The sequence below is a fragment of the Pradoshia sp. genome (genome assembly GCF_051873915.1).
Taxonomy (GTDB): Bacteria; Bacillota; Bacilli; order Bacillales; family Pradoshiaceae; genus Pradoshia.
In genome coordinates, this window is sequence record NZ_JBJEFJ010000101.1 from 1 (window position 1) to 10,974 (window position 10,974).

9 protein-coding genes and 1 riboswitch are annotated in these 10,974 nt (G+C 43.3%); of the genes, 5 read left to right on the forward strand and 4 right to left on the reverse strand.

Annotated features, from left to right (window positions below):
* Nucleotides 1-81: 81 nt before the first annotated feature.
* On the reverse strand, nucleotides 82-1,446 hold the full coding sequence (locus ACI35L_RS09295; RefSeq protein WP_439802730.1) for an amino acid permease: 1,365 nt from the start codon (nucleotides 1,444-1,446) through the stop codon (nucleotides 82-84).
* Nucleotides 1,447-1,568: 122 nt separating this feature from the next.
* Nucleotides 1,569-1,651: riboswitch (glycine riboswitch) on the reverse strand.
* A gap of 314 nt (nucleotides 1,652-1,965) precedes the next feature.
* On the opposite strand from ACI35L_RS09295, the gene ACI35L_RS09300 reads away from it, so the two are divergent.
* Both ACI35L_RS09300 and ACI35L_RS09305 read left to right on the forward strand, forming a co-directional pair.
* Nucleotides 1,966-2,436 (forward strand): nucleoside deaminase, encoded by a 471-nt coding sequence (locus ACI35L_RS09300; RefSeq protein WP_049672273.1) that lies wholly within the window; start codon nucleotides 1,966-1,968, stop codon nucleotides 2,434-2,436.
* A gap of 118 nt (nucleotides 2,437-2,554) precedes the next feature.
* A complete protein-coding gene (locus ACI35L_RS09305; RefSeq protein ID WP_197089958.1) occupies nucleotides 2,555-2,728 on the forward strand; it encodes a hypothetical protein in 174 nt (57 codons plus the stop codon).
* Between the two features lie 48 nt (nucleotides 2,729-2,776).
* Here the strand turns inward: ACI35L_RS09305 and ACI35L_RS09310 are convergent, their stop codons facing one another.
* The gene (locus tag ACI35L_RS09310; protein ID WP_049672272.1) at nucleotides 2,777-3,253 is read right to left on the reverse strand and encodes a flavodoxin domain-containing protein; all 477 of its coding nucleotides are present in this window, start codon (nucleotides 3,251-3,253) and stop codon (nucleotides 2,777-2,779) included.
* A 115-nt stretch (nucleotides 3,254-3,368) separates the two neighbouring features.
* Here ACI35L_RS09310 and ACI35L_RS09315 point away from each other — a divergent pair, with 115 nt between their 5' ends.
* A complete protein-coding gene (locus tag ACI35L_RS09315; protein ID WP_439802731.1) occupies nucleotides 3,369-4,184 on the forward strand; it encodes an alpha/beta fold hydrolase in 816 nt (271 codons plus the stop codon).
* A 42-nt stretch (nucleotides 4,185-4,226) separates the two neighbouring features.
* Here ACI35L_RS09315 and ACI35L_RS09320 read toward each other — a convergent pair whose 3' ends face one another.
* Together ACI35L_RS09320 and ACI35L_RS09325 are read right to left on the reverse strand one after the other, a co-directional pair.
* Nucleotides 4,227-5,858: a Na/Pi cotransporter family protein gene (locus tag ACI35L_RS09320; protein ID WP_439802732.1), complete on the reverse strand. Its 1,632-nt coding sequence runs from the start codon at nucleotides 5,856-5,858 to the stop codon at nucleotides 4,227-4,229.
* A 680-nt stretch (nucleotides 5,859-6,538) separates the two neighbouring features.
* Nucleotides 6,539-8,173: a Na/Pi cotransporter family protein gene (locus ACI35L_RS09325; protein WP_049672270.1), complete on the reverse strand. Its 1,635-nt coding sequence runs from the start codon at nucleotides 8,171-8,173 to the stop codon at nucleotides 6,539-6,541.
* A gap of 260 nt (nucleotides 8,174-8,433) precedes the next feature.
* Between ACI35L_RS09325 and ACI35L_RS09330 the strand changes: the two genes are divergently transcribed.
* Nucleotides 8,434-9,078 carry a LytTR family DNA-binding domain-containing protein gene (locus tag ACI35L_RS09330; protein ID WP_439802733.1) on the forward strand — a complete coding sequence of 215 codons (645 nt, stop codon included), beginning with the start codon at nucleotides 8,434-8,436 and terminating at the stop codon, nucleotides 9,076-9,078.
* A gap of 124 nt (nucleotides 9,079-9,202) precedes the next feature.
* Nucleotides 9,203-10,729: an acetyl-CoA hydrolase/transferase family protein gene (locus ACI35L_RS09335; RefSeq protein ID WP_439802734.1), complete on the forward strand. Its 1,527-nt coding sequence runs from the start codon at nucleotides 9,203-9,205 to the stop codon at nucleotides 10,727-10,729.
* Nucleotides 10,730-10,974: the final 245 nt, after the last annotated feature.

A 10,974-nucleotide genomic window follows, 5' to 3' on the forward strand; every position in this document is an offset into this window, starting at 1 on the left:
AACCGCAAAATATTCCATTAATTAAAATTGACCAAGCGTGGGTGTAAAAAAGAACCCGCCTCTCTAGGCGGGTTCCTATGGTTAACACTTATTTTCTACTACTTCAATCTTACTTCGCTGCCGATTATAAAGAAATACTAAAGCGATGAACCAAATTGGTGTCAGTAAGAGTGCGAGTCTCGTTGCCTCAGCAAACAGCATGACAATTAGTACGAGTGCGAATAACGCTAAAACGGCATAGTTGATGAATGGGGCGAATGGTGCCTTGAACGTCGATTTAGCAGCAAGTTCTGGCCGTGTTTTCTTATAACGGATATGGGCAATCAGGATAATGCTCCATACCCAGATGAAACAGATTGCGCTTATGGTCGTCACAATCGTAAATGCCTGTTCAGGAATGACCTTGCTGAGAAGGGCCCCAATTGATACAACAACGGCAGAAAGGAATAGCGCATTGCTTGGCACGGCATTCTTATTCAATTTCCCGATTTTCGCCGGAGCAGAGCCATCCTTACTTAAGGAGTGAAGAATGCGGCTCGTGGAGAAGAGACCACTGTTGCAGGCTGATGCAGCAGATGTCATGACGACGAAATTGATTATGCCGGCTGCCACTGGGATGCCAATAAGCGTAAATACACCGACGAATGGACTGCTGTCTCCGTTCAGCATTGTCCATGGATTGATCGTTAGTATAACGATAATCGCTCCGACATAGAATAATAGAATTCGTACCGGAATCTTATTAATTGCCGAGGGAATGTTCTTTTTAGGATCAGCTGTTTCGGCTGCTGATACACCGACAAGCTCCATGCCGACGAAAGAAAAGACGACAAGCTGGAAGGAGAGCAGGAAGCCTTGTACCCCATTCGGGAACATGCCGCCGTGACTCCATATATTTGATAGGGAAACCGTTCCCGTATTTGTTTGAAAGCCAATGACCAATAATACAATTCCGACCGCAATCAAAGCAATAATCGTGATGACCTTAATAATGGCAAACCAGAACTCAAGCTCGCCAAACAGCTTAACGGATAATAAATTCAATGCTACGAGAATAATTAAGCACGCAAATGCCGGTATCCATTGCGGAATGTCAAACCAATACTGCATGTAGACTCCGACGGCAATGATGTCCGCCATCGCGGTCATGATCCAGCAAAACCAATAGGTCCAGCCTGTCACATATCCAGCCCACGGTCCGATATATTCCGTGGCGAATTCCGTGAAGGAGGTATACCCGGTATTCGATAATAGCAATTCCCCTAAAGCCCTCATCACAAAGAATAACGCAATCCCAATCAGAAGATAGGAAAAGATGATAGATGGACCTGCCAGGGCAATTGATTTACCTGCCCCCAAAAATAACCCGGTTCCAATTGTTCCGCCAATGGCGATTAATTGAACGTGCCGGTTCTTTAAATCTCGTTTTAACTCTTGTTGCCCCATGTTTCTTCGCCTCCGCTTGTATGTCTAGATGAACCGGATAAAGTTCCTCGAGAAAATAAAAAAGAGATTGGAACAGAATCCAATCTCTAAAGGGCATTTTAGAAAAATAACAATGCAATACTTGCTACTCTCCTGTCCTTTTGCCTGAGATTATGAATCCTTCGGCGCTGCACATTTGCTGTACAGTCTCTCCAGAAGCTGCTCCTGCCATAGTTTGATCCACGGCATTCAACGCTTACTAGTATCCAGTTTTCATGGGAAAATGATTCCCATTTATTTTTATAGAATAATGGAAGTCTAACATGAATGCGATAAATTGGTCAATTATTTTAACCGGAAATGACTGGGAAATGTCGAAAAATCATTTGGAAGCTTATCTAACAAACAGACTGACAAGGAGCGTTATTAAAGCATATGATTTTACTAAAGCATTTGATGTTTATTAGTGCGGGGTAAAGAATAAGAGGAGCATTTGAATGAATAGACTAAGAGAGTGCTTGAGACAAAAGAGGTGTTGAAATGATGAATGATGCGATGAAACGCGGGATAGCAGAAGCAAGAAGAACGATGAACCAAAATGATGGGGGACCTTTTGGAGCTTCCATTATTGATAAGAACGGGACGGTCATTGCGGTTGCATCCAATACCGTGCTGAAGGATCATGATCCGACCGCGCATGCGGAGGTCAATGCGATCCGCAAGGCCGGTGAGGTGCTCGGAACGCATGACCTATCAGGCTGTGTACTGTATGCTACAGGTTTTCCATGTCCGATGTGTCTATCGGCCATTATATGGGCTAATATTCAAAAAGTGTACTATGGCTGCACACCGAAGGACGCAGAGGCGATAGGATTCAGGGATGATTTTATTTATCGTTTCATTCAGGATGGTTTCGAGGATTCATCCATTCTTGACCTTGAGGAGCTGGACCGTACCCAATGCATGGAGTTATTCGAGGAGTATGCACAAGCGAATAAAGCCATTTATTAAATAAGGGCCATTCTCTTAATGTGAGAATGGCCCTTATGCCAATGCTCAGGGAGCAGGGGTTATCAAGGAGCTTGTTCAAGAAGGCAGGAAAGGCTTTGTAACCTGTGAGCTGCTCTCCTTGTCAACGGATATTGAATCATACTTCGAGGTGGGTACTGAATGTCAGGAGGTATGTGCGGAGCTTGGAGCAGAGTTTGCCCAGGTTGAATTCCCGAATGACTCCTATGATACGATCATCGCATTAGCGAAGCTTGTAAAGAAGCAGATAGAAGCTGTTCCAGCTTCCCGATAGGCACGAAAAAAGCCCCGATAATATGGGGCTTAGGAATTATTTATCATCTTAACTCATTACCGCATGTGCAAAATGCTCAATCTTATCTTTATGAATGCTGACGGTCTCTCCGTCTGCGAGGCTCTTCATAGCCATCTTCCCAACAAGCCGCTCAATGAAGCTGAGTGCATCCAGGCGAATCTCCCCTCCAAAGGATTCATGTGCAAGTGCATGGGCTAGAAGCTCTGGCGGAAAGTTATCGGTGAAATGCTGCTCTGCCTGCTGTTCATTGCCACAGCAAATGAATAAACCAATTTCCTTGTCGAGCAGTTCGCTCTTATGGTTTTGCATAAATTCCTTTACCGCGCTGTGAAGCCTGCCGTATCGAATCGGGCCGCCAATAAGAATAGTGTCATAATCACTGAGATCAGGCTCTTGGCTGACAATATCAATGAGGGTTGTAACCCCGTCAATCTCGTGCGCGAGCATCTCAGCACAGGTCTTGGTGGTGCCGCTTTTTGAAGCATAAACAATCATTGTTTTCATGGTGCTTAATCGCTCCCTTCAAGTGAAATGAATGTTCACCATAAGCATACATGAAATATTGCAAGGAATCGAATGATGCATCTTGAATAAGGATAGGAAGAGGGAGGCGATAAGGATGACAAAAGGTGGGAAGTATGTGGAGCTCTCTGGTGGAGCGGAATTATATGTGCGGGATATCGGACAAGGGGAGCCATTGGTGTTTATTCCCGGCTGGACCTTTACCCTGGAGGTATTTGAAAAGCAAATAGGGCATTTTGCCAAGACACATCGGGTGATTGCCATCGACCCGCGCAGTCATGGACGATCGACAGTTACAGCAGAGGGGAATGAATACATCACCCATGCAAAAGATCTGCAGACAGTACTTCAAGCGTTGGAGGTTCATGAACCCACGCTTATCGGTTGGTCATTTGGCTGTTTGACGATTTGGGAATACGTCAGGCAATTTGGTGTGGACTCCATCAAGTCGTGTATATTGGTCGATATGTCGCCAAAGGCCCTCTCGGTTAATGAAGGAGATTGGACAGAAGGAAGCTTAGATGATATCGCCGCAGCATACACGAATTATTTATGTAATTCAAAGGGGCAGAGAGCATTTGTGGAGAATTATGCAAGAAACGTCATGGTACAGCGCGATTTAAACGAGGATGAGCTGCAGTGGCTGATTGAACAATCCTTGAATACTCCTTATTATATTGCCGCTAATCTCTTTGCAGCGGGCATGTTCTCAGATTACCGCAAGGAAGCAAGACAAGTGAGTGAGGCTGTGCCAACCTTAGCTATTGTTGCCGAGCACTGGCAGGACGCAGCAAAAGGAACGCTTGCACATATTTCACCAGACGTGAAGGTGGAGGTTCTTGGCGGGCATTTGATGTTTTGGGAGTATGATAAAGCGTTTAATGCCATTATCGAGGAGTTTTTGAAAGGGTAAAAATAATCCCCCCTTCATGAAATGAAGGGGGGATTATTATGCTTACTCCTGCTCGCCAATCAGGGTCTCGGCAATATTCTTGGCATGGTCGCCAACTCGCTCAAGATTGCTTAGGATATCAACGAACACTAATCCTGCTTGAGGGCTGCATGCTCCGCTATTCAAGCGAAGAACATGTTGCTTGCGCAGTTTGCGTTCCATTTTGTCCAAGGTGCGTTCATGCTCGACAACCTTGTAGGCAGCCTCTTTGTCCATATGCTCAAAAGCATCGAGTGCTTCTTTTGCCGCTCGGATGGCGATATTGAACATTTCATCTAAATCAGACATGGCTTCCTCTGTAATAGAAACCTTGTTGCTAAGCTGGTATTCGACAAGCTCGAGGATATTCTCGAAATGATCCCCAATTCGCTCAAAGTCATTAATCGTATGCATTAGAATGCTATGCTCATCTGATTCATGCTGGGATAAAGAGCTTGCTGATACTTTCACGAGATAATCCGTAATTCGATGGTCAAGATTATTAAGGGCTTCCTCAAGCTGTGTAGCTCTATTGAGTGAAGTTTTATCTTTCGTCATTAAGTAATTCTTGGATTCCTCCAAGCCGTTTACAGCGAATCCGCCCATGCGCAGAATTTCCTGCTTTGCCTGTCCAAGCGCAATGGCTGGTGCTTTATCCATCAGGATAGGATCCAAATGCTTGGGCTTGAATTCAATAGCAGCATCCTCACCAGGAATTAGCTTTGTCACAAGCCATGCATAAACTCCGATGAACGGGAACATGATGATTGTGTTCGTCACGTTGAAGGCACCGTGAGCGAAGGCAATTGTCATCTCAGGGTTCAATCCGAGGGTCGTTTGGAACCAAGAAATCAAGGCAGTATAAGGAACAAGGAGTATCATGAAGATAGCAGCACCAATTAAGTTGAAGAGAACATGAACACTTGCAGCTCTTTTCGCCGTGACAGAAGCCCCGATAGAGGCGAGCACAGCTGTAATGGTCGTACCGATATTATCTCCAAATAAGACAGGCAGGGCGCCGTTTAGGTCAATAAGCCCTTCCCCGAATAGTCCTTGCAGAATTCCAATTGTGGCACTGGAGCTCTGAACAATCAACGTAAAGACCGTTCCGACAATCAAACCAAGAATGGAGTTCTCACTCAGATTGACCGTCAAATCAAGGAACCATTCAAACGAGCGCAATGGCTTCATCCCGCTGCTCATTAATTCAAGGCCATAGAATAAGAAACCAAAGCCGAAAATGACTTGCCCGATATTATGAACCTTCTGATTCTTAAAGAAGAATAACAGAATGGCACCAACAAAGATGATAGGGAGAGCATATTCACCAACATCGATCCCAATGATGAAGGCCGTAACGGTTGTTCCGATATTGGCTCCCATGATTACCCCGATTGCCTGGCGAAGGGTCATAAACCCGGCACTGACCAACCCGACTGTAATAACAGTGGTTCCGGAGCTGCTCTGAATCAAGATTGTCACCAAGACCCCTGTCAAAACTCCCATTAATGGGTTTGTCGTATATTTATCTAGCAAATCGCGCAAACGATCTCCGGCAGACTTTTGCAGACCGTCACCCATAAACTTAATGCCGAATAGGAAGACCCCTAATCCGCCGATGAATTGAAATATCATCTCTTGAATATTTATCTCCACAATTTTCCTCCTAGGTATAAATTTTACACTCAATCCTCCAAATTATTATGTAGAAAGTATTTAAAGTAAAGGTATTCCAGGGAATCTTTACAATTATTTAATAATTCATTTACTTTAGTGAAACAAAAATCCGAAATGTGATAATACGCTGCCTTTATGTATTAACGTTCCATTTACAAAATCTTCATAGAGCAGTAATTAAGTGAACAAGCTTATTGTTATTGTGAAAACATGGGAGGAATGATGCTTGGCAGGAAAGTATGTACCTATCACTCTAAGAACCTAGCAAAATCAAATGGATATGTATAGGGAGGATTTTGCTTCATTTTGATGAAAATAAAGTAAGACTGCGTATAAAAAAGTGTTTTAACTTGTCTGTTTTGGTCTTCCGGCTGATGGACCTTCCTTATGAAATGAAGGTGATCGATTATTTGGTTTTATATAGGAGAAAGAGGACCAGTTAAGGGAGAAAACGATAGATTTAAGAGTGGGGGCAGAATTTATGGGTGAAATTCTTATGGTGAGTGCGAGGAAGCTCAAGACTAAAAACATGAGGTATGGGCGATATGGATGTATGAGCGAATCATAATGTTCCATACACGAGAGATAGAGAATATTAGGATACCGGCTAATTCCTTTCAAAAAAATGCCCCTATCTCAATCGAGATAGGGGGATATCATTAATACTGTTCGCCGATTAATGTTTCGGCAATATTTTTAGAGTGATCTCCGATACGCTCAAGATTGCTGAGGATGTCAACGAACAACAATCCAGCTTGCGGTGTGCAGACACCGTTGTTAAGGCGGAGGATATGTTGTTTACGTAATTGACGTTCCATTTTGTCTAATTTACGCTCGTGATCGACGACCTTATGGGCCAGTTCTTTATCCATTTTCTCAAAGGCTTCCATAGCGCAGGTTGCGGCTTGGATAGCGACGGTGAACATCTCATCTAGATGCTGCATTGCCTCACCTGTGATGGTGATTTTATGATTGATTTGATATTCGGTCAGCTCGAGAATATTATCGAAGTGATCGCCGATTCGTTCAATATCATTAACCATATGCATAAGAATGCTATGCTCATCAGATGCTTGCTGTGAGAGTTCATTTGTTGAAATTTTCACGAGATATTCTGTAATCTTTTGATCAAGATTATTTAGGGCTTCCTCAATTTGATAGCCTTTATTTAAAGAGGCGGCATCCTGACTAAGAAGGTAGTTCTTCGTTTCCTTCAATCCTTTGACTGCGAATCTACCCATGCGCATCGTCTCTTGTCTTGCTTGGGCTAATGCAAAGGCAGGTGCTTGGTCAATCAGAATTGGGTCCAAATGTTTTGGTTTGTATTCGATAATCTCGTCTTCACCTGGAATGATTTTCGTAACGATCCATGCGTATGCACCAATGAACGGAATCATAATCAACGTATTTGTCACGTTAAACGTCCCGTGTGCAAAAGCGATTGTCATCTCAGGGTTCAAGCCTAAAGTGCCCTGGAACCAGTTGATGAGTGCCGTAAATGGTACGAGCAAGATAAGGAAGATCGTTGCGCCGAGAATATTGAATAATACATGAACGCATGCCGCTCTTCTTGCGGTAATGGATGCACCGATGGAGGCAAGAATCGCTGTAATGGTTGTTCCGATATTATCTCCGAATAATACGGGAAGGGCGCCGTTTAAGTCAATCAGACCTTCTCCAAACAGACCTTGCAGGATTCCGATTGTTGCGCTGGAGCTTTGAACAATTAAAGTGAAGATGGTTCCCACTAATACGCCAAGTATGGAGTGTTCACTCAAGCTGACGGTCAAATCAAGGAACCACTCGAAGGAGCGAAGCGGCTTCATTCCGCTGCTCATGAGCTCTAAACCGAAGAATAGGAAGCCAAAGCCGAAAACAACTTGTCCTATATTGTGAATTCGTTGATTTTTAAAGAAGAATAGCATAATTGCACCGACGAAGATAATGGGCAATGCATATTCGCCGACATCAATCCCGATGATGAATGCCGTAATGGTTGTCCCAATATTTGCCCCCATGATAACGCCGATTGCCTGTCTAAGGGTCATAAATCCGGCACTGACGAGACCAACGGTTATGACGGTTGTTCCGGAGCTGCTTTGGATGAGGACGGTAACCAAAATACCTGTCAGAATCCCCATAATGGGGTTTGTCGTATATTTATCTAATAAATCTCTAAGCCTGTCCCCGGCAGACTTTTGAAGGCCATCTCCCATAAATTTGATTCCGAAAAGGAAGATACCCAATCCGCCTAGGAATTGAAAGATGATCTCTTGAATATTGATATCCACCATATTCCTCCTGAAAATTATATTGAAATAACTTCCTTTATTATCGAGTAGAACAAATAAATAGTAAATATGTCCCGAAGAATCTTAACATTAACTTTACAATTCAATCGCTTTTGTAAATAATCTCTTGTCATTGCTTATTAGCCTTTACTTTTCCTCAATCAGCTATACATATTGAAAGGTAAGAAGTGTTCCTGTTAGAAACTATAGGTGGAAAATTATACAATAGAGTTAATTACAGCAAAGACAAGGCGGGGGTTCGCATGGAAAAACTTACGACATATTCATTGTTTGACGTGATAGGGGAGCTCTTTTCAGAGGAAATTTCATTTGCAGTAACCAATACGAAGGAATATATTTTCTATCGGTCAAGCAAACGAATCAATTTAAAGATTGCCCCTGGCGATCCTGTAAAGGAAGGGACAATTACGTATAAGGCACTTCATACGGGAGAGAAGGCATCAGAATTTATTAGTCGGGATGTCCTAGGGGTTCCATATCACGGGATAGCGGTTCCTTTTCATGAGGATGGAGAGATTGCCGGCTGTATCACAGCCATATATCCAGCACTAACAGAGGCGAGATCAGTCGTTACCTTGAAAACCCAGGATGGCTGGGTACCGGTCACCTATGAAGATATTTATTATATAGAATCGAAGAATCGGAGAACATATGTCACCTCAAGTACGCATACCGGCACGAATAAGAATACCCTGCAAGAATTTGAATTTACGTTACCGAAGGATAGCTTCATCCGTTGCCATCGCTCCTATATTGTTAATGTGAAGCAAATCAAGGAAATCTATCTTGATACGCATTCCACCTTTGTTCTATCCATGAAGAATGGACAGCTTATACCGGTTAGTCAATCCTATTCAAGTTATTTTAGAAGAATGCTAGGATTCTAGTAAATGCTGGCTTAACCGTGGAAAATACTGGTTCGTCGAAAAAATCGGGTAACCTATCGAGATGTGTCTATCCTGTGAAAAATATGAGGTACACTTATCAAAAAAACGATGAAAGAGTGATGAGATGCAGCTCAATTTAAATCGTATTCGAAACCATGAGTTACGTAACCGAATCGTTGAACCGGAAGAGGCGGCCACATGGATTAGTGACGGGATGACATTGGGATTAAGCGGGTTTACTCGAGCGGGCGATGTGAAGGCCATTCCTCAAGCCTTAGTGAAGAGAGCAGAAACGGAAAGCTTTAAAGTCAATATCTATACGGGTGCTTCCATGGGTCCTGATGTAGACAAGTATTTCTCTGAAGCAGGAATCATCAACAAGAGGCTTCCATTCCAAGCAGAGCCCATTATGCGTAAACAAATTAACCAAGGCAATATGCATTTCATTGATCAGCACTTATCTCAGACATGTGAATGGGTTCGGGCAGATGTTCTGCCGGCTATTGATTACGCTATTTTGGAAGCGGTTTCTATTACAGAGGAAGGGTACATCATTCCAAGTACCTCTGTTGGAAACTCTCAAATATTTGCCGAAAAAGCAAAAGCAATCATTATTGAAATCAATACGGCACAGCCGGAATGGCTGGAGGGCATTCACGATATTTATGACCCAGGCGAGCAAGGAAGCAGGAAGCCAATTCCGCTTGAACGACCAGATGACCGTATCGGGGAGATTGGGATTAAGGTTGATTTGGACAAAGTGAAGGGGATTGTTTTCTCAAATAAGCTGGACTCTGCTTCCACTATTGTTCCGCCTGATGAAGAAACGGTTATCATGGCCAATCACCTGCTTAATTTCCTTCGTGCGGAAATTAAGGCTGGTCGTTTAACAAAACAGCTGGCACCTCTGCAATCCGGTATCGGAACCGTTGCAAATGCTGTTTTCCATGGATTCCTTCATTCCGAGTTCAATGACCTTGAGGTGTATTCGGAAGTTCTTCAAGATGCTGTATTTGACTTGATGGATGCGGGGAAAATCAAATTCGCATCAGGATGCTCGATTACCCTGTCCGAAAAGGCAATGGATAATCTGCTTGTAAACTTTGAGAACTACGTTGACAAACTTGTCTTGCGTCCGCAGGAAATTTCTAATCATCCTGAAATCATCCGTCGTATGGGCTTGATTTCTATTAACACGGCCCTTGAAATGGACATTTACGGGAATGTAAACTCCACGCATGTATGCGGAACAAATATGATGAACGGCATCGGCGGCTCAGGTGACTTTGCACGAAATGCCCGTTATGGAATCTTTGTAACGAAATCAATTGCCAAGGATGGCAAAATCTCAAGCATTGTTCCATTCGTGTCCCATATTGATCACACTGAGCATGATGTGGATGTTGTCGTCACTGAGCAAGGATATGCTGACCTTAGAGGATTGGCGCCAAGAGAGCGTGTCGGCGTCATCATTGAGAACTGCGCACATCCAATGTACCGAAAGCAGCTATGGGATTACTATACAGAAGCATTAACACGCGGTGGACAAACTCCGCATATTCTTGAAAAGGCTTTCTCTTGGCACACAAACTATCAAACAAAGGGAACCATGCTGATGGAAGAGAAGGAATATGCTGAGATGAATAACTGAGTTTAGTCATGTGTATTCATTAAGGGGGAATGCACAGCTTGAAATGCTTTGGGATATTTAGTTGGGGGACTGGATATTCCTTGCTCTGGCTGCAGAGCAAAGAGGTATGGGGGAAATCAAGGGGTATATATGAATAGATAAGATTATTGTTAAGAGGCTGGGACATAAGTATTTCAGCCAATGATAAACCCGAAGGATTAGACGATAAAGGAATGAATCTATCGTCTAATCCTTCGGGTCTTTAT